Raw genomic sequence first — 22,360 nt, forward strand, 5'->3', positions numbered from 1 at the left:
CCCGCCGCAGCACAGCCTACGGACCGCGCACGGGGTGCGGATCCCGTGTTCGTGCCACACACACCGCGCCGGCGCGGGGGAAGGGGATCGAGTGGCGGAAGCGCTCCGTCAGGCCGCCGCCATGCTGCAACGCCCCGGTCTTGTCGTGCTCAGCGGCCCGCCCGGCTGCGGCCGCAGCACGGCGCTGCGCGAAACGGCCGCGGCCGCGCCCGGCCCGGTGTACGCCGGGGGTGGGCTCGCGATGCTGCAGACGGTGCCCGCGCTGGCGCTGTCGCGGGCGGTGCGGGCCAAGCTGCCCGCCCACGACGTGCACCTGCTGGCCGAGGCCGTCCGCTCCCGGGTGCGCGGTGGGCTGCTGGTGCTCGACGACCTGCAGTACGCCGACCCGGCCACCCTGGCCGCGCTGCCCGCCCTGGCCCGGTTCTGCCGCGTGCTGGTGGCGCTGCGCACCCCGCACCGGCTGCCCGCCACGGTGGCCCAGGCGCTGCGGTCGGCGGCCACCGCCTGGGTGGAGGTGCCGCCGCTGACCCGCGAGGCCGCGCTGGAGCTGGCGCGGCGCACCGCCGGTCACCTCGAGCCGCACGTGCTCGACGCGGTGGCCGCCCGGGCCGGCGGCAACCCGCTGGCCGTCACCGCGCTGGCCCGGCAGGCCGCCGCCGCCAAGCCCGGCGCGGGGCCGGGCATCGACCAGGTCGCGTACGCCATCGCCACCGCCCTGGCCGACCTGCCCCGCCCGGCCCGCACCGCCCTGGCCGCGCTCGGCCTGCTCGGGCGCCCCGCCCCGGCCGCCCTGCTCGGCCCCGGCGTCACCGACCTGCTCGCCGCGGGCCTAATCACCCCGGCCGCCACCGCCCTCGACGCCTCCGCGGGACGCAGCGCCTCCGCCGGTGCCGGGTCTCCCGGTGGCCCAGCCTCCTTTGCCGGCCCCTCGCCGAGCCACGCGCCCTCCGCCCGGCTCGCCCCTTCTGCCGAGGCCGCGCCGTCCGCCCGTGCCGCCTCTTCCGCCCAGCCCACGCCCTTCGCCCGGCCCGCCACGTCGGCCCCGCAGGCGCCGTCCGCCCGACCGGCCCCTCCCGCCGGCGAGGAGCTCATGGTGCCGGTGTCGACGTACGTGGCCGAGACCGCGGCCGGGCTGCTGGACGGGACGGCCCGCGTCGAGCTGCACACCCGGCTGGCCGAGCTGACCCCGCCCGCCGAGGCCGCCCGGCACCTGGCCGCCGCCGGGGACCTGCCCGGCGCGCACCGCAGGGCGCTGCAGGCGGCCGACGCGACCACCGGCGGCGACCGGGCGGCGCTGCTGCTGTTCGCCTGCGAGCTCGACGTGCCGGTCGACCCGCGGGTCCGGCTGGCCGCCGCCGACGCGCTGCTGAGCGCGGGACGGCCCGCCGCCGCGGCCCGCGTGCTTCCGGCCGGCGCGCCGGGGCCGGAGGCCGACGTGCTGCGCGGCGAGGCGCTGCTGCAGGCCGGCGACCCGGCCGCAGCCCGCGCCGCCGTGCGGGCCGTGCCCGACGCCGCCACCGGGCCGGTGCTCGCCGGGCGCGACCGGGTGCTGCTGCTCGCGGAGCTCGCCGCCGACCCGGCCGCCGCGCAGGACCTCGCCGACAAGATCAGCGCCCGGCATCCGCAGCCCGCACCCGGCGTGGCGGCGGCGCTGGCCGCGGTGCAGGCCCGGCACCGCACGCCCGGCTGGGACCAGGCGCTGGCCGCGGCCGCGCGCAGCGCCGACCCGCTGATCGCCCGCTGGTCGGCGTGGCTGCTGGTCGAGCACCTCGCCGCCGACGGGCGCCTCACCGAGTCCGCCGACGCCGCCCGGGACGCCGCCCGCGACTGCGCCGCCGACCTCGCGTACGGCTGGCAGACCCGGTTCACCGCCGCCGCCGACTGGGCCCTGGCCCTGCACGGCTCGCTGCCAGCCACCTCCGGCTCCGCCCCGCAGCAGGCCGGCCCCCTCGCCGGCCCGGTTCCGTCCTCGGCCGGCGCCGGACCAGCCGCTCCCGATCCGCTTTCGTCCTCGGCCGGCGCCGAACCAGCCGCCTCCGGCCCGGCGTGGTCCTCGGCCGACGCCGGACGATTCGCTCGCGGAGCCATTGCGCCGTCCGCGCCCTCCGGAGGGGGCGCCCTCTACGGCTCCCCGGCTGCGTCGGCCGGCCTGCCGCCCGCGGAGCCGGCGCGGTCGTCCGCGCCGGAACAGGCGCCGCCGGGTGAGGGCGCCGACGCCGTGCTGCGCCGGGCCGGCAACCTGACCGACCGGGCGGTGCCCGAGGAGGCCCGCGGCTACGCCACCGCGGCGACCGCGCTCATCGAGGCCGACACCGGGCTGCTCGCCGCCGCCCGCGCCCACCTCGACGCGGGCCCGCCGCACCCGGCCACCGCCTGGGTGGCGCAGGAGACGGCGTGGCTCGACGGGCAGCCCGAACGGGCCGCGCACCCGGCCGGGCCGGGCGAGGCGGGCGGGCTGCTGGCCGGGCTGCACGCGATCACCGCCCGGTGGGCGGCCCACGACCTGGGGCAGCAGTCGGCGCCGCCGATTCCGGGCGGGCTGCCCGGCGCGGCCCGGCGTACGCTGACCGCCTGGGCCACCGGCACCGGCTTCACCGCCGCCGCCGAGGGCTGGAAACCGGTCGCGCTGCGCGAACAGATCCGCTGCCTGCTGGCCGCGGGGCTGACCGACACCGACCCGGCCCGCGCCGTCGCCGCGCTGCTGAACGCCGAGCAGCTCGCCGACGCCGCCGGGCTGACCGTGCTGGCCGGGCGGGCCCGCCGCGGGCTGCGCCGCCACCACGTGCACCGCGACACCCGCAGCCCCCGCTCGGGGCAGCAGCTCACCCGCCGCGAGACCGACGTCCTGCGGCTGGTCGCGGCCGGCGAACCCACCCGCCGGATCGCCGGTCAGCTCGGCATCTCCGCCGAGACGGTCGACACCCACATCCGCGCCGGCATGCGCAAGCTCGGCGCCCGCACGAGAACGGAAGCAGCCGCCCTGGCCTTCGCCACCCTCGCAGAAGAGAACTGACATGTCTGACACGCACAAGGATGGCCGGTGACCAGACAGCCCGACGCTCCCCGACATGTCGTCGCCACCCCCGGCGACGCCGACACCGTGCTGCGCCGCCTCACCCGCGACGGCTGGGTGACCCGCGAAGGATTCGCCCTGCCCGACCCGGCCTGGGACGTCACCGGCAGCCGGCTGGTCCTGCACGGCCGCATAGCCGACCCCGACACGCTGCAACTGGCCGTGCTGGCCGCCGCCCGCGGCGCCGGCATCGTCGCCGTCTGCGACACCAACTCGCCGCTGGGCCGGGCGCTGATCGACGACCTGGCCCGGCTCGGCCCCGTGCACCAGGGCGTGGCCGAGGCCGGCGACAACGCGGTCGCCGAGCTCGTCCCGGAGCAGCGCGCCCTGCTGGACCGGCTGGCCGCCGGCGACACGATCGCCGCCGCGGCCGCCGCCGAGTTCCTGTCGCTGCGCACCGCGAACCGGCGCATCGCCGAGGCGCGCGCCCTGTTCGGGGTGCGCACCACCCGCGAGGCCGTGCTGGCCTACCTGCGCCAGCGCGGCGCCCCACCCCGCCCGCACTGAGAACCCCGACCGGCCCCGCTCGGCCGCCACCGAGCGTCACGGCCACCACTGCGGGCCCGGGCTCCGCGGCACGTCCCTGACGAACACGACCGCGTCGATGCCCGCCAGCTGCGCCGGATCCAGCGGCGCGTACCCCCGCCACGGCGACACCCGGGCAGTCAGGCCCGCCGCGTCCAGCCGCCGGGCGTCGAGCACGCAGCGCTCCTGCCCCCGCCCGTACAGCAGCCCCTCGATCGTGTCCGCCGGTGGCGTGCCCACGCCGCGGTGCTCCATCGTGCCCAGCGCCATGGCGACGACCGCGTACCGCTCACCCAGCCGCTGCGCCACGATCGCGCCGGCGCTCCACCAGTGCACCGGCTCGCCGCCCAGCCGCATGCTGCTGCGCCCGCGCTGCAGGTGGGCGGTGCCGGCGTGCACCAGCGCCGGGCCGCGCTCGGCGAGCGCCAGCAGGTTCGCGGCCATCATCGCCGCGCGCTGCCCCAGCACCCCGGCCGGCCGCCCGGCGGAGGGCTCGGCCATCCAATGGTGGTAGCGCAGCAACCCGACGGCGGTACGCCCGTACAGCCGCGCCCGTTCGTCGCCGGGCTGCATGGCGAGCAGCGCGACCAGGTCGTCGGCGAGCAGCCGCAACCGGCGGGCCTCGGGCGACCGCCCGGGCGAACGGGACGGGTCGCGCTGCGCGGCCGGGTCCGACCACCGCCGGTCGGCGCCGAGCAACTCGTCGAGCTGCGCCGCGGTGCACGGCAGCAGGTCCGCGTCGACGCGGGCGGCCAGCCACCCGTACAGCTCGGTCAGCGCCTGCCGGGGGCTCGCCCCGCCCGCGTTCTCCAGCGGGCCGTCGAACCCGGCGAAGCGCACCTGCTCGGCCGCGGGCCGGTCCCGGTTGTACGCGCGCATCCAGCGCACCAGGTCCCGGTTGGCCGGCGACGCGCCGAACCCGTGGCTGAACCCGTCGCGCATCACCTCGTCGAGGCTGCCCGCGCCCGAGGTCACGTAGTCGTCCACCAGCAGGCCGCGCAGGCAGTCGCTCTCCAGCGCGACGGTGCGCAACCCCTCGTGCTCGATCAGGTGCCGGGCCAGCTCGTTGCGCGGCTCGAGCAGCGCGTCCTCGCCGTGGGTGGGCTCGCCCAGCGCCAGCAGCCGCGGCCGGCCCGGCACCACGCGCCACACGTCATGCATAGCAGCAGTCATGCCCCTACACAGTATCGTTGAACTATCCATTGAAACTTCTGCGGTCCAACGGCGGGTTCATGCGAACAAAGCTTCAAACCGGTGGGCAGCTGCGGCCGGTCGACCTGGCCCGCCGGCACGGCCTGTCCACCCAGGCCGTGCGCAACTACGAGGCCGACGGCATCCTGCCCGCCGCCGCGCGCAGCCCGTCCGGCTACCGCGTCTACACCCCCCGGCACGCGCTGGCCCTGCGCGCCTTCCTCGCCCTGGTACCCGGCCACGGCCACCGCACCGCCACGGCCATCCTGCAGGCCGTGCACCGCGACGCCGTCGAGGAGGCGCTGCGGCTGATCGACGACAGCCACGCCCAGCTGCTCGACGACCGGCGCACCCTGCACGCCGTCGCCGCGGCCCTGGTGGAGCTCACCCCCGTCGAGCAGGGCCGCGGCGACACCTTCGTCGGCCCGCTGGCCCGGCGGCTCGGCCTGCGCCCCGCCACCCTGCGCAAGTGGGAGGCCGCCGGCCTGGTGCAGCCGCGCCGCGACCCGAAGACCGGCTACCGCGTGTACGGCCCCGCCGACGTCCGCGACGCGCAACTGATCCACCAGCTGCGCCGCGGCGGCTACCGCCTCGACCAGATCGCCCCGCTGCTCACCCAGGTCCGCACCGCCGGCGGCGTGGCCCCGGTCGCCGCGATGCTCGAGAACTGGCACGCCCGCCTCACCGCCCGCGGCCGAGTCCTGCTCTCCGGCGCCGCCGCCCTCGACGCCTACCTGACCGACTCCGCGCCGCCGACGCATCCCTGACGACTCCGGCAAGTAAACCGGGAGCAGCCGGCTCCGCGCCGCCGACGCCGACCTGTCCGAATCGGGCAGACGCGAGAGAGCCGCCGCCCTCGACGCCACCTGACCGACTCGGGCGGCTGCCCGGATGCCGTCGCCTCCGCGCCGCCGAAGCCGACCTGACCGGATCGAGCAGTCCGCGGGGAGCCGCCACCGTTCCGCCGCATCCTCTTTGACCTGCCCCGGCAGATGACCGGACGCCGCCGCGGCCGGCCACGGTAACGTCGGGCCGCGTGACGGACGATCCACGGCGAGCCCGCCCTCCCGGCGCCGCGGCCCGGCCGTCCGGGGATCCCGCGCCTCCGAGCCGCCGGCCGCGCGCCCCGGCGCTCCCGGAACAAGAACACAACGACGCTGCGTACCGGCCACCCGAGGACCCCGCACCTCGGACTCAGCAACCACGCGACCCGGCGCTCCGGGAACAAGGACGCAACGACGCCGCGTACTGGCCATCCGGAGACACCGCACCCCCGACTCAGCGACCACGCGACCCGGCGCTCCGGGAACAAGGACGCAACGACGCCGCGTACTGGCCATCCGGAGACACCGCACCTCCGACTCAGCGACCGCGCGACCCGGCGCTCCCGGAACAGCAACGCAACGACGCCGTGTACTGGATCGGCGGTGGCAGCGGGGCCGGGAAGAGCACGGTCGCGCGGCGGCTCGCCGCACGGCACGGGCTGCACCTGTACGACACCGACGCCGTCATGCGCGAGCACGCCGCCCGCAGCGACCCGCGCACCAGCCCGCAGCTGGCGGCGTTCATGGCGATGAGCATGGACGAACGCTGGCTGCGCCCGCCCGCGACCATGCTGGAGACGTTCCACTGGTTCCGCGGCGAGGCGTTCGACCTGATCCTCGACGACCTCGCCCGCACGCCCCGGCCGGTGATCGCCGAAGGGTTCCGGCTGCTGCCCGAGCTCGTGCCGCGCCCGGCGCGCGCCGTCTGGCTGCTGCCCGCCCCGGAGTTCCGCCGGGCCGCGTTCGACAGCCGCGGCTCCACCTGGCACATCGCCGCCGGCACCAGCGACCCCGAGCGGGCCCTGGCGTACCTGCTGGAACGCGACCGGCTGTTCACCGACCGGCTGCGCGCGGACACCGCACGCCTGGGACTGGCCACCGTCGAGGTCGTGCCCGGCATGACCGAGAACGACCTGACCCGCACGGTCGCGGCAATCCTGGGGCTCGACGAAAGGTCTGATTGCTGACACCATGGCGGGCGCCCGGCCGCTAGGGTCGGGCGCGCACGTGTACGTCGTCACCGGGCGGGGGCCGATGTGACCGAAGCCGTCCACCGCGCGTGGCCCCGATCGGCCCGCCTGGACGCACCGCAGATCATCGAACGGATCGCCGACATCACCGGCGTCCGGCTCACCCTGGAGGGCCCGGCCCCCGGCGGTGAGGTCGGCGCCGCGTACGTGCGCTGGCCCGACGGGCGCCGCTCGGTGCTCACCGAGGGCCGCTCCCGCAGCGGCCCGCTGGTCGACCGGGCCCGCTGCGCCGGGGTGCCCACCGCCCGCCACGAGCTGGCCGCGCGCGTCGACGGCTCCCGCGTCATCGTCCAGCAACGGCTGCCCGGCGCCCCGCCGCGCACCGTCACCCCCGAGCTCGTGCGCCAGCTGGTGGCCCTCAACGACCGGCTCGCCGGGCTGCTCGCCGACGAGCCCGCGCCCCGGCCCACCGAGCTGTACCTGACCGGCGACGGACCCGGCTTCTGCCTGCACGACCCGCTCGCCGAGCACAGCGCCCGCAGCGCCGCCCTGCTCGAGCGCATCCACCGGGTCGGCGCGGACGGGTCGGTGATGGTCGGCGACGACCTGGTGCACTTCGACTTCCACCCCGGCAACGTGCTGGTCGACGGCGCCCGCGTCACCGGCGTCGTCGACTGGGACGGCGCCACCCGCGGCGACCGCCACTTCGACCTGGTCACGCTGCGCTTCTGGCTCACCGGCCGCGACCCCGCCCTGCTCGCCCCCGTCGACGAACGGCTGGCCGGCATCTCCGAGCGCCGCCGCACCACGTACTGGGCGCACATCAGCCTGCGGATGGTCGACTGGTCGATCCGCCACCACGACCCCGCCACGGTCGAGCACTGGCTCGACGTCGCCGAGTCCGGCTTCCCCCGGTGACGCGGCGCCCCTGGCCGGCGAAGGATCTCACCGCGCTCGCCGGCAACGATCTCCGGAAAGCCGGCCCGCCCACGACGACGCCCCCTGACCCCGTGCCCGGTCGGATGATCCGGGACGCGGGCGGGGGCGTGCGATCATTGGCGGCCTGATGGACATCCCCGCACCCCGGACGCCGCTGATGTGGCGGCTCATGCTCGCGCTGGCCCGGCTGGCGGTCTTCCCGCTGTGCCGGCTGCGGGTCTGCGGCGACGTGCCCGCCGAGCTGCGCGCCGGGCCGCTGATCCTGGCCGCCAACCACGTCAGCCCGATCGACCCGGTCGTGATGACCGCCGCCTGCCACAAGGCCGGCATCGCCCCGCGCATCCTGGCCACCGGCGGGCTGTTCGACGCGCCCGTCGTGGGCGCCGCCATGCGTGCGGCCGGGCACATCCGCGTCGACCGCAACACCACCCGCGTCGCCGACGCGCTGCCCGCCGCGGCGCAGGCCCTCAAGGACGGCGCCCTCGTGCTCGTCTACCCCGAAGGGCGCATCGGCCTCGACCCGTGGATGTGGCCCGAACGCGGCAAGACCGGCGTCGCCCGCATGGCCGCCCTCACCGGCGCGCCCGTGCTGCCGGTCGCCCAGTGGGGCGCGCACGCCGTCATGCCGTACGAGACCCCCAAGCACCTGCTGCGCTCGGTGCTCCGGGCGATGCGCCGCCGCCCCGTCGTGCACGTGCGCTTCGGCACACCGGTCGACCTCTCCGGTGTCAGCGGCACCGCGGGCGCCCAGGCCATGCAGGCCACCCGCCTGATCATGGACGGCATCCACGACACCCTCGTCCCGCTGCGCGCCACCGAGATGCAGACCCCGCACTTCGTCGACACCACCCGCGCCGAGGACCTCTCCCGGGTACGCCCGCGCCGCCCCGCCGGCAACCGCGTCACGTAGGACGCGGCGGCAACGCCGAACGCCGCCGCCGCGGCGCCGGCTGCGGTCGTCGCTGCATCACCCCGCGACCGCGGCGGGAGGCGGCCCGCTCACGGCTTCTCGGCCAGCTCCGCCAGCCGCGCCTCCACCTCGGCGAGCTCCGCCCGTAACCGGCGCGCCTGCTCCTCGGCCTCGGCCCGCTCGGCCGACAGGATCTGCTCCACCGCCTCCTGCACGCCGGGCACGTCGACCAGCGACACCATCCGCAACGCCTCCGCGGGCCGGATCACGTACGGCTTGGCCAGCACCTTCGACCCCTGCGCGGCCGCCACCGTCCACTCGCCCTCGCCGTAGGCAAGCGTCACCGTCAGCCCCGGCGCCGGTTTCGGTTTCGCCGGCCGCCCGGACGCCTTGCGCGCAGCCGGAGCCGTTGCGGGGCCAGGAGCGGCGGTCGCGGCCGGCGTGGTGTCACCGCCGTCCTTGCGCGGAGCCGGGGCGGGCGCAGCCTTGACCGGCGCGGGCTGGTCCAGCACGAACGCCGGCCCCGCCGGCACGACAGGCTCCGGCGCCGGCGGCGGGGGAGCGGCAGCCTTGCGCGCCGCCGCACCCCGCGGCGCCACCCGCAGATCACCGGGGGAGAAGGGCAGCTCGTCACGGCCGAACCGCACCACCACCCACTCGTCGCTCTCGGCCGGATCACCGAGCCCGACCACCTGCCCGATCTGCCCGGCCATCTGCCCGGCCGCCTCGGTGAACTGCACCCGCGGCTTGCGCCCGGCGCCCAGCCCGTCGCGGATCACCTGCAGCTCGTCGGTGCTCAGCCCCGCCATCACGCCACCCCCAGCAACCTGTTCGAACGTTTGTATGACTCTTCTACCAGGAGGCACCGACACTTTCGCGGCGGGGGAGCAGAAAGATCAGCGTGGCGCGGCGCTCAGTGGAACAGCTTGAGCCCGATCACCCCGGCGACCACCAGCAGCAACGACAGGATCCGCAGCAGGCTCGCCGACTCGCCCAGCAGCACCATCCCGGCCACCGCCGTGCCCACCGCGCCGATGCCCACCCACACGGCGTAGCCCGTACCGATGGGAATGCTCTTCAAGCTGTAGGCCAGACCCACCATGCTCAACCCGAGCGCGACCACGAACACCACGCTGGGGAGCAGACGGGTGAAACCCTGCGAACGGCCCAGAGCGACAGCCCACACGCTCTCGAGCACACCGGAGGCCACCAGAACCAGCCAAGCCATGACGACGCACCAACCCTCACGCGGTCGTCTTCGCCTGCCGGGTACGACACGTCCTCGTCCGGGGTGAACCGCGTCCGCGGCACCACCACCCAGGCTAGCAAGACTGCGGCGAACGCCCCGTCACGCAATACTCGCGCCCGGCCGGATCCCGCAGCGTCGTCCAGTCACCGGCCACCCGCCGCACCACCACGGCCCCCAGCCCGACGTGCCGCGCCACCTCACGATCCACGTCGTCACACGCCAGATCCAGGTGCATGCCCGGCCCGCCCGCTCCCAGCCGCTGCACGAGCAGCTTCAACGGCATCCCCGCGCCGCGCTCCAGATGCTCGAACTGCGGCAGATCCGACGGCCGGCGCTCCCACCCGGTCAGCCCCGACCAGAACGCCACCTCACGATCAAAAGCGGTCCCCGGTACGTCCACACACAGTTGATCCACGAGGCTGCGCCCGCCGTCGTGCCACCGCACCGGCCCCGGCCGTACGGCCTCGCCCTGCCACGTCACCAGGCAGAACACCACGCCGGCGGGGGAGCGCAGCACCACCAGGTCACCCTCGTCGACCAGCACCGACGCCCCCAGCCCCACCGCCTGCTCGACCGCCGCCGGCAGCGCCACCACATGAAGATCACAGTGGGTCCGCGGGGGAGAGCCCGGCAGAACCTGAAAGCGCAGGTACGCGTCCCCGTCACGCGGCAGCACCGTCACGAACTCACCACCCGAGCCCCGCCGCGGCGACAACGAACCACCCGTCACCGCCAGCCAGAACGACTCCGCCACCCGCGACGGCGTGTCCAGGAACCCGGTGACCCACCTGACGTCCGTCACGCGTCCACCAGCTCCCGCAGCCGCGCTACCGACCGCAACACCTCGCCCCGGTTGCCCGCCGCCTTCACCCACAACGGCAACCGCGCCACCATCGTCAACCCGCTCGCCGGCACATCACGCTCCCGCACCCCCGCCGCGACGTAGCCCTCCAGCAGATCCAGATGCGCCACGTTGAACGCCCACAGCATCCGCCCCCGCCGCACGGAGGTCCGCAACCACAACGGCAACCCGAAGTACGGGTCGACCGGCCCGCCCCAGCAACTCAACGACCCGCGCGGCGACCACTGCACCGAGGCCACACAGCCGGCACACGTGAACCGCCGCGGCTCGCTCAGCGGCGAACCCGCCACCGCCCCGACGACCGCCCGGCCACCACACCGCGGACACCGCACATCGACAGCGTCCCCGGCCAGCTGCCACAGCCGCACACCCGGATCCCGAAACCGCCCACCCATGCCGATCAGGGTCGCAGAGCCCGCCCGCCCCGGCATCCCCAATACCGCCGCCGTCGGCTCACCTCTCCGCTGCCGCTGGCTCACCCCTCCGCTGCCGCCCAGCTCAGCCGGAGCCGGCACGGCCACGCAGCTCATCGGCCCACAGCCGGATGTCCCGGAAGTCGGCAACCGCCAGCCGCGCGGCACGAACCAGCGCCGCCAGGTCACCGCCGCCCACCACCAGAACGTCATCGAGCACACGATCAGGCACGGCCAGCTCCCGCGGCCCGTAGCAGTCGTGCCACGCCATGTCCGCCAGCGCCAGCAGATCCAGCGCCGCCTCCACCTGCTCCGCCGCGAACTGTGCCGCAACCCGCGGCCGCCGCTCCGCACGCCTCTGCTCGCTGCCCAACGCCACCCGCGACCGCCCCCTCGCCCCGATGCCGTCCCCAGGCTGCACCGGCCGCGCAACCCCCGGCGCCCCGAGCTCGCGGCGGCCCAGCCATTCGACCCCAACTCACGGCCCACCCACCCGGGGGGCCGCCACCCTACCGCGGGGCGCCGACCGGCAGTGGGTTGTCCACAGGCCGCGATGAGCGGGCGGCGCTCCTCCCGAGGGCCGCCACCGTACCGCGGGCCGCCGACCGGCGACCGGTTGTCCACAGTCGGCCGCTGTCCACAGGCCGCGATGCGCCGGCGCCGCTCGTCGGATACAACTCCATCTGGCCACGCACACCGGGTGCACGGCGCGGGAAGGAGTTGACGATGCGGCTGCGGACGTCGGTCCACGACAACTGTGGAGTCAGGCCGGCGACAGGAGGCAGAACTCGTTGCCCTCCGGGTCGGCGAGAACGGTCCACGGGACGTCGTGCGGGCTCAGATCGATGACGGTGGCGCCGAGCGTCCGCAGCCGGGCCACCTCGGCCTGCGGGTCGTCGCCCGGGTAGGGGCGGACGTCGAGATGGACCCGGTTCCACCCGGTCTTCGCGTCGGGGGTGCGCAGGAACTGCAGGTACGGGCCGACGCCCCGGGCGGAGCGCAGGACCGCGCTGTAGTCGGTCACCTTGTGCAACGTCCAGTCCGTGGCCTCGCCCCAGAAGCGGGCCATGGCCTGCGGGTCGGCGCAGTCGACCACCACCGAGGCGATCGGGCCGGTCTGCTCGTACAGCGAGTCCAGCACGCAGAACTCGTTGCCCTCCGGGTCGGCCATGACGGTCCACGAGACGTCGCCCTGGCCGATGTCGACGAGCGTCGCGCCGAGCTTCCGCAGGCGCTCGACCAGTTCGGCCTGGTGCGCCGGCGAGGTGGTGGCCAGGTCGAGGTGCACGCGGTTCTTGACCGTCTTGGGTTCGGGGGAGGCGACCAGGTCGATGCAGACGGCGCCAGGGTCCGGGTAGACGAAGCCCTCGGGTTCGAGGTTGGTCACGCCGGGGGCCTCGCTCGAGATCGTCCAGCCGAGCGCCTCGGCCCAGAAACCGCCGAGCGCGGAGTCGTCCCGGGCCTTCATGTTGATCTGAACGAGCCGCGTCGCCATGCCGACGATGCTAACGGCAGATCGAACCGTGGGGATTACGGCAGTAAAAGGGGTGCGCAGGCGCCGGACGCCATCGAAGAAATATCAGGTCGAGAATGTATCTTATGTCAACTAGGTCGCGGAGGGAGCGGGAAGAGAGGGCGGCCGGCGTCGCTGTGGAACGAGTTTGGGCCATGCAGACATAGGTGCGTCGGTCGGCGGCTTGAGTGTCAGCCATGCAGACCAAGGCGCGCTTGAGTGCCGGCCATGAAGATATAGGCGGCGGCGCCAAGGCTCGAAACGACGCCGAACCAGCGGAACTGTCAATGGCCACGCTCCCAATGCCGCCGAAATCGACGCCGCACGCCAAGGCCCCATGGCTCGCTGCGCGTGTGAGCACGAACCGGCGCCGGTGGCGACCGTGGTGAGCTTCGTGTCGAGCACCGCGGGGCCCGGCGCCGGGAACAGCGTGCGCACGACAACCGACCGCGATTACCCGCGGCGCGACGGCCAACGTCCGCTACGACCGCCTTCCGGTAACCAGCATGAACCATGCATAATAGTGCTTATGCATGACGAAGGGCATTATCCGGTCACCGAGCTCATCGCGGATTTTCTCGCGGCCCGCGCGGTGCGCAAGCCCTCCGCGCACACCCTCAAGGCGTACGAGCGGGACCTCATCGCCGTCGTCGAGCTGGTCGACGCCGAGCCGGTCACTCTGGGTGACCTCTCCCCTCGTTCGTTGCGGCTGGCGTTCGCGCAGTTCGCGGGCAGCCGGGCGCCGGCGTCGGTGGCGCGGGCCTGGTCGAGCTGGAACGCGTTCTTCACGTTCCTGGTGACCGAGCAGGTGGTGGCCGGCAATCCGATGTCAGCGGTGGACAAGCCGCGGCTGCCGGCCCACTCCCCTAAGCCGTTGCGCGGCGAGGACACCCCGGAGCAGTTGCTCGACGCGGTGAGCCGGGCCGACGAGCGGCAGCGTGATCCGTGGCCGGAGCGTGACGTGGTGGTGCTGGCGCTGGCGTTGTGTGCCGGTTTGCGGCTTTCGGAAGTGCTGGCGCTGCGGGTGGGGTCCTTTCACGGGCGGGCCGGTGAGCGGCGGGTGGAGGTGGCGGGCAAGGGTGGCCGGCCGCGGACGGTGCCGATCGAGCCGGAGCTGGACGCGGTGGTGCAGCGGTACGTGGACAGCCGGCGGGTGCGGTTCGGGCGGGTCTCCCCCGGTGACGCGCTGATGGTGGATCGCCGGGGTGCGCCGTTGCAACGGGGTGGGCTGCAGTATCTGGTGCAGTCGTGTTACCGGCGGGCCGGGGTCAACGACCGGGTGCCGCGGGGGGCGCAGCTGCATGCGTTGCGGCACACCTTCGCGACGCGGCTGGCGGAGGACGGGGCGAACGCGAGCGAGATCATGCGCCTGCTGGGGCATGCGTCGCTGGCGACGTCGCAGAACTACATCGAGGTGACGGCGGAGCAGCAGCGCGCGGCCGTGCGGGCGAACCGCACGAACCGCGCGCTGGGGCGGCTGGCGTAGGGCTCAGGCCAGGGCGAGCTTGACCTCGATGTTGCCGCGGGTGGCGTTGGAGTAGGGGCAGATCTGGTGGGCGGCTTCGAGCAGCTGCTGGGCGGTGGCCTCGTCGACGCCGTTGATCTCGGCTTCGATGGTGGCGTTGAGCTGGAAGCCGCGGGTGCCGTCGGTCTTGGGGCCGATGCCGACGTCGATGGTGATGGCGGTGTCGGTGGGGGTGACCTTGAGTTCGCGGGCGGCGGCCTTGAGGGCGCTGTGGAAGCAGGCGGCGTAGCCGGCGGCGAACAGCTGTTCGGGGTTGGTGTGCTCGCCGCCGGGGCCGCCCATCTCCTTGGGCACGGACAGGTCGAGGTCGAGGACGCCGTCGCTGGAGCGGACGTGGCCCTGGCGGCCGTCGCCGGAGGCGGTGGCGGAGGCGGTGTAGAGCGCGGACATGGTGGTTCCTTTCAGGCTTGGGCGCCGCGGACGCGGCCGAGCAGGTGGTGCAGCTGCCGGAATTCGTCCTCGGTGAGGTCGGTGGCGCAGGCGATGCGCCGGGGCAGGTCGGTGAGCTGGTCGCGCAGGGCGGTGCCCTGGGGGGTGAGGCTGATCTGGACGGTGCGTTCGTCGGTGGTGCCGCGGGCGCGGCGGACGTGGCCGGCGGTTTCGAGCCTTTTGAGCAGCGGGGAGAGGGTGCCGCTGTCGAGGTCGAGGAGTTTGCCGAGGTCGCGGACGCTGGTGTCGCCGCGGTGCCAGAGGATGCGCAGGACGAGGTATTGCGGGTAGGTCAGGCCGAGCGGGTCGAGGGCGGGCCGGTAGACGGCGGTCATGGCGCGGCTGGCGGCGTAGAGCTGGAAGCAGACCATCTGCTCGAGTCCGGTGGCGTCGACCATGCGAAAACGGTAGCGCACAACCTAGTTGCGCACAACAGGAACGTGGCGTTGATCGCCACGGTGTGTGATCATGCCTGGCGTGCCGGATATCCGATTCGTACAGTTGTCCCCCGCGACGCTGGCCGCGCTGGTCGACGGCGACCTGGCGGCGGCGAGCGCGGCCGCGGGCATGCCGCTGACCCCCTACCTGGTGGAAGAGGCCTGGTTGTGGCGCATCCGCCTGGAGGAGGTGCGCGCGGAGCCGTGGCGGGCGGAGTGGATCGCGCGGGCGGCGGTGGCCGACCCCGAGGGGTACGTGGTCGGTCACGGAGGGTTTCATGGCCCGCCGGACGCGGACGGGGTCGTCGAGGTGGCGTACTCGGTCGCGCCGGAGCACCGCCGCCGCGGGTACGCCAAGGCGATGCTGCGCTCGTTGCTGGAGCGCGCCGACGCGCACCCGGACGTGACGGCGGTGCGGGCCAGCATCCGGCCCGACAACGTGGGCTCGCGCCGTACGATCGCCGGGTTCGGCTTCCGCAAGGTCGGCGAGCAGTGGGATCCCGTGGACGGTCTGGAGGACGTGTACCTGCGCCCGGCCGGCCGTGGCGGGTCTTAGCGGTCGAGCTGTACGAGCAGCGGCAGGTGGTCGGAGACGGCGGGGCGGGTGGTGGCGACCTGCACGACCCGGCCGAGGGCCTCGAAGCCGCGCCGGTCGGCGAGGATGTGGTCGAGCTGGGCGCGCGGCATCGGGCTGGGGAAGGTGGCGGCGCGGGCGAGGGTGCGCCAGCCGGTGACGGCGCGCACCGGGCGGGCGGGCATGTTGAGGTCGCCCAGCAGCACCCGCGGCGCGGGCAGCTCGCGCAGCGCGCGTACGGCGTGGCGCAGCTGGCGCAGGTTCCAGCCGGGCACGAACGACAGGTGGGTGGTGGCCACGGTCATCGGCCCGCGCGGGGTGTCCAGCACGGCGGCCAGCAGCACCCGGGGCTCGTCCTGCAGCAGCCGCAGCCCGTTTTCGGGGTCGTAGATCGGCGAGCGCATGGGCGCGCCGGGCAGCGAGGTGATCTGCCAGCGGGTGACCGGGTAGCGGCTGACCAGGGCGATGCCGTACAGCGGGTGCTGGTTGTCGGCGTCGCTGCGCCACGGCTGCCAGGTCTCCCCCGGCGTGCCGACCACGGCGGCGGCGAAGCGGTGGACCTGCGCGCCGAGCGCCTCGGCGGCGATGGCGGTCAGGTCGAGCAGGCCGCTGCGGGGCTGGGCCCGGTCGACCTCCTGCAGGCCGAGCACGTCGGCGTCGAGGTCGGCGACGGCCGCGGCGACGCGGTCGGCGTGTACGGTGCCGTCGGACAGCGATCGCCCGTGCAGCAGGTTGAAGGTGGCCAGGCGCACGGATACGTACTTAACCAGTTCGGAGCCGAAGATGTTCATCAAGGCCCTCTGCTGCTCCGCGATGATCTTCATCGCAGTGGCGGCGCTCGGCGTCTGGCTGCGGCGGCGGCGGGGCCGATAATGCCTGCCATGAGTGATGATCTGATCGCCGAGCTGCAGGCGCAGGAGGCCGAGCTCGAGCTGACCCGCTTCGACAACACCGACGCGTGGCGGCTGGGCAGCCTGCTGGTGGAGCTGGCCACGCGGCGCTCGCTGCCGGTGGCGGTCGACATCCGGCGGGGCACGCAGCAGCTGTTCCACGCGGCCCTGCCGGGCAGTGTGGCCGACAACGACCGGTGGATCGAGCGCAAGGTGCGGGTGGTGGAGCGCTTCGGCGTGTCGTCGTACCTGATGGGCCGGCGGCTGGCCGCCAAGGGTCAGGAGCTGGACGCGGGCATGGGCGTCGACCCGGCGCAGTACGCCACGCACGGCGGGGCGTTCCCGATCCGCATCCGCGACGTGGGCGTGGTGGGGGTGGTGACCGTGTCGGGTCTGCCCCAGGCCGACGACCACGCGCTGGTGGTGGAGGCGCTGCGCGCGTTTCGCTCCTAGCGAGAAACGCTTGGCCGGTGCCGGGCGTGGCGGGCAGGCTCGGGCGGCATGAGACTGCTGATCCTGGGCGGGTCCGGCTTCGTGGGCCGGGCGCTGGCCGACGAGGCCGTACGCCGCGGCGACGAGGTGAGCGTGTTCAACCGCGGCAGGCGGGCGGCGCCCGCGGGTGTCACCACGCTGACCGGTGACCGGCTCGGTGATCTGAGCGCGCTGCGCGGCGGCGAGTGGGACGTGGTCGTCGACACCTGGTCGGCGGCCGGGGACGCGGTGCGGCGCACCGCGCAGCTGCTCAGCGGCCGGGCCGGGCAGTACACGTACGTGTCGAGCCGCTCGGTGTACGCCGATCTGGACCCGGGCAGGCTGGTCGGCGAGGACGAGCCGGGGTACGCCGGGGACAAGCTGCGCGGTGAGCTCGGCGCGGCGGCGTTCGACGGGCCGGTGCTGCTGGCCCGCGCCGGGCTGATCCTCGGCCCGTACGAGGACGTCGGCCGGCTGCCGTGGTGGCTCACCCGGCTGGCCCGCGGCGGCCCGACCCTGGCGCCGGGGCCGCGGGAGCTGGCGTTGCAGTACATCGACGTCCGCGACCTGGCGATCTTCCTGCTCGACGCGGCCCGGGCGGGCGCCGGCGGCCCGGTCGACCTGACCAGCCGGTCCGGGCACACCACCATGGGTGAGCTGCTGACGGTCGCCAACGAGGTGACCGGCGGGCACGCGCGGCTGCGCTGGAGCGATCCGGCGGTGATCGAGGCGGCCGGGATCGAGCCGTGGACGCAGCTGCCGATCTGGTTGCCGCCGGGTGAGCTGCACGCGTTCATCCACGGCTTCGACGTGCGGCAGGCGTACGCGCTGGGTCTGGTCTGCCGCCCGGTGCGCGAGACGGTCGCCGACACGTGGGCGTGGCTGCGGTCGCTGCCCGGCGACGCGCCGCTGCGCCCGGACCGCACGCGCGTGGGTCTGGACCCGGCGGTGGAGGCGCGGGTGCTAGGCGAGCAGTTCGGCGAGGCGGGCCGCGCCGACGTTGCCCCCTGAGATGATCACGCCGATGCGCTGCGGTGGCGCCTCGACGCGCCCGGCGAGCAGCGCGGCCAGCCCGCTGGCGCCGCTGGGCTCCATGACCAGCTTGAGCCGGTCGACGGCGAAGCGCAGCGCGTCGCGCAGCTGCTCGTCGCTGACCAGCACGATCCGGTTGACCAGCCGCCGGGTGATGCTGAACGTCAGCTCGCCGGGGGTGGGGGCGGCCTGCCCGTCGGCGATGGTGCGCGGCACTTCGATGCGCACCCGCTCGCCGGCTGCCAGGGACCGCCGGGTGTCGTCGCCGGCCTCGGGCTCGACGCCGATGACCTCGATGCCGGGCTGCAGGCCCTTCGCGGCGACCGCGCTGCCGGCGATGAGCCCGCCGCCGCCGACCGGCACGACGATCGCGTCGAGCTCGCCGACCTCTTCGAGCAGCTCCAGCGCGGCCGTGCCCTGCCCGGCGATCACGTCGGGGTGCTCGTACGGCGGGATCAGCGCCAGGCCGCGCTCGTCGGCGAGCCGGCGGCCCAGTTCCTCGCGGTTGCCGGTGTAGCGGTCGTAGGTGATGATCTCGGCGCCGTAGCCGGCGACGGCGTCGAGCTTGGAGCGCGGGGTGTCCTCCGGCATGACGATCACCGCGGTGGTGCCGAGCTCCTGCGCCGCCAGCGCCACCGCCTGGGCGTGGTTGCCCGAGGAGTACGCGGCGATGCCGCGGGCGAGCTGGCCGGGGTCGAGCTTGCGGATGGCGTTGTAGGCGCCGCGGAACTTGAACGCGCCGATGCGCTGCAGGTTCTCGGCCTTGAGGAAGACCTGCGCGCCGACGCGGGCGTCGAGGGTGCGCGAGGTGACGACCGGGGTGCGGTGGGCGACTCCCTTGATCCGCTCGGCGGCGTCCCGGACGTCCTGCAGCGTGACCATAAGTCGTTTCCCTCCGGGTCGTCGGCGCCGGTAGCCTGCGCGGCGATGACGCTATCGCATGACGACGAGGGTTCCGGCCCGGCCGTGCTGCTGCTGCATTCCACGGTGGGCGACCGGCGCATGTGGGATCCGCAGGTGGCGGCGCTGACCGAGGCCGGGTTCCGGGCGGTGCGCTGCGACCTGCCCGGCTACGGCGACTCCCCCGTGCCCGTCGGTGAGCTCGACACGGCGGCGCTGGTCGCCGCCCTGCTCGACGAGCGCGGCGTCGGTGACGTGGCGCTGGTCGGGTCGTCGGGCGGCGGCCTGGTGGCCCTGGAGGTCGCCGCGCGCTGGCCGGGCCGGGTCGCCGGGCTGGCGCTGCTGTGCTCGGCGTCGCCGCAGCTGAGCCCGGGCCCGCAGCTGCGGGCGTTCTGGGAGCGGGAGCAGGCGCTGCTGGCGGCCGGTGACGTGCCCGGCGCGACCGAGCTGAACGTGGCCACCTGGCTGGGCCCGCGCGCCGGCGAGCAGACCCGCGCGCTGGTGCGGCGGATGCAGCGGCACGCGTTCGAGGTGCAGCTGGCCGCGGGCGATCCGGTGGAGGCGGGCCCGGCGTGGCAGCCGGACACGATCACCGCGTCGAGCCTGGTGGTGGCGGGCGCGCACGACCTGGACGAGTTCCGGGCGGTGGCCCGCGACCTGGCCGCCCGGCTGCCGCACGCCCGCCACGTCGAGCTGGACTGGGCCGCCCACCTGCCGAGCCTGGAGGACCCGCCGGTGGTGAACGCGCTGCTGCTGGAGTTCCTCGGCGGGCTCAGGCGGCGGTCCGCAGACCCTGCACGTCGGTGGCGCTGAGCCGCGAGGCCAGCGTCGAGCGGGCGGCGATCTTCGCGGCGTAGACGGCGCGGCGGCGGGCGACGACGCCGTCCTTGGCGGCGGCGCCGGTGTCGCGCTGCTCCATGTGGGTGCTCAGCCCGTCCTTGAGCAGGGCGAGGGCCTCGCTGCGCAGCTGCGAGACCCGCGACTCGGTGACGCCGAGCTCGGCGGCCACCTCGGCCAGCGGGCGCTCGCACAGAAACGACGCCTCGACGACGAAGCGCAGCCGCTCGGGCAGCACGGCGACGGCGTCGTGCAGGTAGCCGATGCGCTCGCGGTGCAGCAGCATCTCCTCGGGGTTGAGCGCCGTCTCGGCGATCATGTCGTCGGTGTTGCCGGCGGCGAAGCCCTGCAGCGACAGCACGGCGGCGCGCTGCACGTCGTCGTGCACACTGGCCAGCTCGCTGACGGCGACGCCCAGCAGGGTGGCCAGCTCGGTGTCGTCGGGGGTGCGGCCCAGCCGGGCGGTGAGCTCCTGGCGGGCCTGCTCGGCGCGGCGGGCGCGGGCGCGCACCGACCGGCTGGCCCAGTCCTGCCCGCGCAGCTCGTCGAGCAGGGCGCCGCGCACGCGGGTGGCGGCGAACCGGCCGAACGGCACCCCGCGCTCGGGGTCGAAGGCGCGGGCGGCGGTGACCAGCGCGGCGTAGCCGGCGGAGGCCAGGTCGTCGCGGTGCACGTGCGGCGGCACCTTGAACAGCATCTCGCGCACGAGGTGGCCGACCAGGGCCATGTTGTCGCGGACGAGCGTCTCGGTGGTGGCGTGCATCGGTGGTTCCCCCCTGTCGGTGCTGACAGGGAGGTACTTTTCTGGGCTGCGGGTGCAGGATCCGGTTACTGCCGGTTGCCGTACGGTTGCACCCGCGCCGGTTCTCTCAAGTGAGCAGCCAGCCGTTCTCCACGGCCAGCCGGACCGCCTCGGCGCGGGTGCGCGCGCCGGTCTTGCCGATCGCCGCGGACAGGTGGTTGCGCACGGTGCCCTCGGACAGGTGCAGCTCGCGGGCGATGTCGGCGACCGTGCCGCCGTCGCGGGCGGCGCGCAGCACTCCGGCCTCGCGGTCGGTCAGCGGGGACTCGCCCTGCGCCAGCGACTGCGCGGCCAGGCCCGGGTCGACCACGCGCAGGCCCTCGTGCACCCGGCGCACGGCGTCGGCGAGCTGCCGGGCGGGGGTGTCCTTGACGATGAACCCGCCGGCGCCGGCGGCCATGGCCTGGCGCAGGTAGCCGGCCCGGCCGAAGGTGGTGACCATCAGCACCCGGCAGCCGGGCAGCGCCTGCAGCAGCGCGCGGGCGGCGGCGACGCCGTCGAGGCCGGGCATCTCCACGTCCAGCAGCGCCACGTCGGGGCCGGTGGCCAGCGCGGCGGGCACCACCTCGTCGCCGCGGCCCACCTCGGCGACCACCTTCAGGTCGGGTTCCATGTCCAGCAGCGCGGCCATCGCGCCGCGCACCAGCGCCTGGTCGTCGGCGAGCAACAACTTGATCATGTCGGTACCTCCACGCGTACCCGGAAACCCGGCTCGTCGTCGCGGGCGCCGGCCACCAGCCGCCCGCCCAGGGCCTCGGCGCGCCGGCGCAGCCCCGCCAGGCCCTGCCCGGGCTCGCCGCGCCCGGTGGCGCCGACCCCGTCGTCGAGGATCTCGACGCTGCCGGGCGCCAGCAGCACCCGCACGTGCGCGGCCCGGCTGTGCCGCACGACGTTGGTGACCGCCTCGCGGATGGTCCAGGCGAACAGCTCCCGGTTGCGGGTGGGCACCTCGTCGGCGGCGCCGGGCAGGTCGGCCTCGACGTTGGCGGCGGCCAGGGCCTCGCGGGCGGTGGCGATCTCGCCGGGCAGGCTGATGCCGCGCACCCCGAGCGCGGTGGTGCGCACGTCGGCGAGGGCGTCGCGGGCCAGCGACTCCAGGTCGGCCAGCTCCTTGCGGGCGCGCTCGAGATCGACGTCGAGCAGCCGCTGGGCGAGCTCGGCCTTGACGGTGACCACGGTCAGCGAGTGCCCGAGGATGTCGTGCAGGTCCGCGGCGATGCGGGCCCGCTCGTCGGCGACCGCCCGGTCGGCGAGCTCGCGCTGCGCGGCGGTCAGGCGGCCCTGGCGTTCCCCGGCCATCCGGAAGCCGTAGGTGGCCAGCGAGCCGAGCAGCACGGCGAGCCCGTAGCCGCCGTCGGACCAGCCGTCGACGGTGCGCGGCAGGATCTCGGCCACGGTGAACAGCAGCAGCGCCGTCGGGATCGCCTGCCGGGCGGGCAGGTACACCATCGCCAGCGCGGCCACGTACACCAGGCAGGTCAGCGCGTCGTCGCCGGCGCCGGGCAGCTGCAGGCCGAACAGGGCCAGCATCAGCGCGATCGCCAGCCAGGTGTGCCGGGTCAGCTGCGGCGGGCGCTGGGTGAAGCGGACCGCCCGGGTGCGGCTGAGCATGAGCAGGTACACGCCGGCGAACAGCACGACCGCCGCCAGCCCGGTGACCCGCCAGTACAGGTTGGGCTGGGCGAGCAGCGCTTGGACGTTGTTGGCCAGGTAGTACAGCCAGACGGCGGCGAACAGCCACCCGAAGCGCCGGGGGCTGTTCGTCGCCGTCATG

25 protein-coding genes and 1 riboswitch are annotated in these 22,360 nt (G+C 75.1%); of the genes, 11 read left to right on the forward strand and 14 right to left on the reverse strand.

Going from position 1 to position 22,360, the window contains the following annotated elements:
• The first annotated feature begins 91 nt into the window (after nucleotides 1-91).
• Together ACSNN8_RS20695 and ACSNN8_RS20700 are read left to right on the forward strand one after the other, a co-directional pair.
• Nucleotides 92-3,013: a LuxR C-terminal-related transcriptional regulator gene (locus ACSNN8_RS20695; RefSeq protein WP_436650924.1), complete on the forward strand. Its 2,922-nt coding sequence runs from the start codon at nucleotides 92-94 to the stop codon at nucleotides 3,011-3,013.
• Between the two features lie 27 nt (nucleotides 3,014-3,040).
• Nucleotides 3,041-3,580 carry a LuxR family transcriptional regulator gene (locus ACSNN8_RS20700; protein WP_436650925.1) on the forward strand — a complete coding sequence of 180 codons (540 nt, stop codon included), beginning with the start codon at nucleotides 3,041-3,043 and terminating at the stop codon, nucleotides 3,578-3,580.
• Nucleotides 3,581-3,616: 36 nt separating this feature from the next.
• Here ACSNN8_RS20700 and ACSNN8_RS20705 read toward each other — a convergent pair whose 3' ends face one another.
• Nucleotides 3,617-4,771 (reverse strand): erythromycin esterase family protein, encoded by a 1,155-nt coding sequence (locus ACSNN8_RS20705; protein ID WP_436650926.1) that lies wholly within the window; start codon nucleotides 4,769-4,771, stop codon nucleotides 3,617-3,619.
• A 59-nt stretch (nucleotides 4,772-4,830) separates the two neighbouring features.
• Between ACSNN8_RS20705 and ACSNN8_RS20710 the strand changes: the two genes are divergently transcribed.
• The 4 genes from ACSNN8_RS20710 to ACSNN8_RS20725 all read left to right on the forward strand — a co-directional run bounded on the left by ACSNN8_RS20710 (nucleotide 4,831) and on the right by ACSNN8_RS20725 (nucleotide 8,652).
• The gene (locus ACSNN8_RS20710) at nucleotides 4,831-5,556 is read left to right on the forward strand and encodes a TioE family transcriptional regulator (RefSeq protein ID WP_436650927.1); all 726 of its coding nucleotides are present in this window, start codon (nucleotides 4,831-4,833) and stop codon (nucleotides 5,554-5,556) included.
• 644 nt (nucleotides 5,557-6,200) lie between these two features.
• The gene (locus ACSNN8_RS20715; RefSeq protein ID WP_436650928.1) at nucleotides 6,201-6,800 is read left to right on the forward strand and encodes a shikimate kinase; all 600 of its coding nucleotides are present in this window, start codon (nucleotides 6,201-6,203) and stop codon (nucleotides 6,798-6,800) included.
• 69 nt (nucleotides 6,801-6,869) lie between these two features.
• Complete coding sequence (locus ACSNN8_RS20720; RefSeq protein ID WP_436650929.1) at nucleotides 6,870-7,721, forward strand: phosphotransferase enzyme family protein; 852 nt, start codon at nucleotides 6,870-6,872, stop codon at nucleotides 7,719-7,721.
• 148 nt (nucleotides 7,722-7,869) lie between these two features.
• Nucleotides 7,870-8,652, forward strand: coding sequence for a lysophospholipid acyltransferase family protein (locus ACSNN8_RS20725; protein WP_436650930.1), 783 nt, complete (start codon nucleotides 7,870-7,872; stop codon nucleotides 8,650-8,652).
• A gap of 89 nt (nucleotides 8,653-8,741) precedes the next feature.
• Here ACSNN8_RS20725 and ACSNN8_RS20730 read toward each other — a convergent pair whose 3' ends face one another.
• The 6 genes from ACSNN8_RS20730 to ACSNN8_RS20755 all read right to left on the reverse strand — a co-directional run bounded on the left by ACSNN8_RS20730 (nucleotide 8,742) and on the right by ACSNN8_RS20755 (nucleotide 12,671).
• Entirely contained in the window at nucleotides 8,742-9,461 is a 720-nt protein-coding gene (locus tag ACSNN8_RS20730; RefSeq protein WP_436650931.1) for a hypothetical protein, read from the reverse strand.
• Between the two features lie 104 nt (nucleotides 9,462-9,565).
• The gene (gene sugE / locus ACSNN8_RS20735; protein ID WP_436650932.1) at nucleotides 9,566-9,880 is read right to left on the reverse strand and encodes a quaternary ammonium compound efflux SMR transporter SugE; all 315 of its coding nucleotides are present in this window, start codon (nucleotides 9,878-9,880) and stop codon (nucleotides 9,566-9,568) included.
• 18 nt (nucleotides 9,881-9,898) lie between these two features.
• Nucleotides 9,899-9,966: riboswitch (guanidine-III (ykkC-III) riboswitch) on the reverse strand.
• Between the two features lie 8 nt (nucleotides 9,967-9,974).
• Nucleotides 9,975-10,703 (reverse strand): VOC family protein, encoded by a 729-nt coding sequence (locus ACSNN8_RS20740; protein WP_436650933.1) that lies wholly within the window; start codon nucleotides 10,701-10,703, stop codon nucleotides 9,975-9,977.
• Nucleotides 10,700-11,053, reverse strand: a complete 354-nt coding sequence (locus ACSNN8_RS20745) for a hypothetical protein (RefSeq protein WP_436650934.1) — start codon at nucleotides 11,051-11,053, stop codon at nucleotides 10,700-10,702. Before ACSNN8_RS20745 ends, ACSNN8_RS20740 begins: the two co-directional genes overlap by 4 nt.
• A gap of 208 nt (nucleotides 11,054-11,261) precedes the next feature.
• Entirely contained in the window at nucleotides 11,262-11,555 is a 294-nt protein-coding gene (locus tag ACSNN8_RS20750; RefSeq protein WP_436650935.1) for a hypothetical protein, read from the reverse strand.
• Between the two features lie 384 nt (nucleotides 11,556-11,939).
• Nucleotides 11,940-12,671 (reverse strand): VOC family protein, encoded by a 732-nt coding sequence (locus tag ACSNN8_RS20755; RefSeq protein ID WP_436650936.1) that lies wholly within the window; start codon nucleotides 12,669-12,671, stop codon nucleotides 11,940-11,942.
• Nucleotides 12,672-13,218: 547 nt separating this feature from the next.
• Between ACSNN8_RS20755 and ACSNN8_RS20760 the strand changes: the two genes are divergently transcribed.
• The gene (locus ACSNN8_RS20760) at nucleotides 13,219-14,175 is read left to right on the forward strand and encodes a tyrosine-type recombinase/integrase (protein ID WP_436651089.1); all 957 of its coding nucleotides are present in this window, start codon (nucleotides 13,219-13,221) and stop codon (nucleotides 14,173-14,175) included.
• 3 nt (nucleotides 14,176-14,178) lie between these two features.
• On the opposite strand, the gene ACSNN8_RS20765 is transcribed toward ACSNN8_RS20760, so the two are convergent.
• On the reverse strand, nucleotides 14,179-14,604 hold the full coding sequence (locus ACSNN8_RS20765) for an organic hydroperoxide resistance protein (RefSeq protein WP_436650937.1): 426 nt from the start codon (nucleotides 14,602-14,604) through the stop codon (nucleotides 14,179-14,181).
• Nucleotides 14,605-14,615: 11 nt separating this feature from the next.
• A complete protein-coding gene (locus tag ACSNN8_RS20770; protein WP_436650938.1) occupies nucleotides 14,616-15,041 on the reverse strand; it encodes a MarR family winged helix-turn-helix transcriptional regulator in 426 nt (141 codons plus the stop codon).
• A 70-nt stretch (nucleotides 15,042-15,111) separates the two neighbouring features.
• Here ACSNN8_RS20770 and ACSNN8_RS20775 point away from each other — a divergent pair, with 70 nt between their 5' ends.
• The gene (locus ACSNN8_RS20775) at nucleotides 15,112-15,636 is read left to right on the forward strand and encodes a GNAT family N-acetyltransferase (protein ID WP_436650939.1); all 525 of its coding nucleotides are present in this window, start codon (nucleotides 15,112-15,114) and stop codon (nucleotides 15,634-15,636) included.
• On the opposite strand, the gene ACSNN8_RS20780 is transcribed toward ACSNN8_RS20775, so the two are convergent.
• Nucleotides 15,633-16,406 carry an endonuclease/exonuclease/phosphatase family protein gene (locus tag ACSNN8_RS20780; RefSeq protein ID WP_436651090.1) on the reverse strand — a complete coding sequence of 258 codons (774 nt, stop codon included), beginning with the start codon at nucleotides 16,404-16,406 and terminating at the stop codon, nucleotides 15,633-15,635. The two genes, ACSNN8_RS20775 and ACSNN8_RS20780, sit on opposite strands and share 4 nt — an antisense overlap.
• A 129-nt stretch (nucleotides 16,407-16,535) precedes the next feature.
• Here ACSNN8_RS20780 and ACSNN8_RS20785 point away from each other — a divergent pair, with 129 nt between their 5' ends.
• Nucleotides 16,536-16,997: a heme-degrading domain-containing protein gene (locus ACSNN8_RS20785; protein ID WP_436650940.1), complete on the forward strand. Its 462-nt coding sequence runs from the start codon at nucleotides 16,536-16,538 to the stop codon at nucleotides 16,995-16,997.
• Nucleotides 16,998-17,045: 48 nt separating this feature from the next.
• Entirely contained in the window at nucleotides 17,046-18,026 is a 981-nt protein-coding gene (locus tag ACSNN8_RS20790) for a reductase (RefSeq protein WP_436650941.1), read from the forward strand.
• On the opposite strand, the gene ACSNN8_RS20795 is transcribed toward ACSNN8_RS20790, so the two are convergent.
• Nucleotides 17,979-18,929, reverse strand: coding sequence for a threo-3-hydroxy-L-aspartate ammonia-lyase (locus tag ACSNN8_RS20795; protein ID WP_436650942.1), 951 nt, complete (start codon nucleotides 18,927-18,929; stop codon nucleotides 17,979-17,981). The two genes, ACSNN8_RS20790 and ACSNN8_RS20795, sit on opposite strands and share 48 nt — an antisense overlap.
• Before the next feature lie 45 nt (nucleotides 18,930-18,974).
• On the opposite strand from ACSNN8_RS20795, the gene ACSNN8_RS20800 reads away from it, so the two are divergent.
• Nucleotides 18,975-19,760, forward strand: a complete 786-nt coding sequence (locus ACSNN8_RS20800) for an alpha/beta fold hydrolase (protein ID WP_436650943.1) — start codon at nucleotides 18,975-18,977, stop codon at nucleotides 19,758-19,760.
• Here the strand turns inward: ACSNN8_RS20800 and ACSNN8_RS20805 are convergent.
• The 3 genes from ACSNN8_RS20805 to ACSNN8_RS20815 all read right to left on the reverse strand — a co-directional run bounded on the left by ACSNN8_RS20805 (nucleotide 19,720) and on the right by ACSNN8_RS20815 (nucleotide 22,359).
• The gene (locus tag ACSNN8_RS20805) at nucleotides 19,720-20,547 is read right to left on the reverse strand and encodes a sigma-70 family RNA polymerase sigma factor (RefSeq protein ID WP_436650944.1); all 828 of its coding nucleotides are present in this window, start codon (nucleotides 20,545-20,547) and stop codon (nucleotides 19,720-19,722) included. The genes ACSNN8_RS20800 and ACSNN8_RS20805 overlap by 41 nt on opposite strands.
• Before the next feature lie 106 nt (nucleotides 20,548-20,653).
• Nucleotides 20,654-21,265, reverse strand: a complete 612-nt coding sequence (locus ACSNN8_RS20810; protein ID WP_436650945.1) for a response regulator transcription factor — start codon at nucleotides 21,263-21,265, stop codon at nucleotides 20,654-20,656.
• On the reverse strand, nucleotides 21,262-22,359 hold the full coding sequence (locus ACSNN8_RS20815; protein WP_436650946.1) for a sensor histidine kinase: 1,098 nt from the start codon (nucleotides 22,357-22,359) through the stop codon (nucleotides 21,262-21,264). Before ACSNN8_RS20815 ends, ACSNN8_RS20810 begins: the two co-directional genes overlap by 4 nt.
• Nucleotide 22,360 lies beyond the last annotated feature (1 nt).

The organism is Actinoplanes sp. URMC 104, assembly GCF_051386375.1.
Classification (GTDB): domain Bacteria; phylum Actinomycetota; class Actinomycetes; order Mycobacteriales; family Micromonosporaceae; genus Actinoplanes.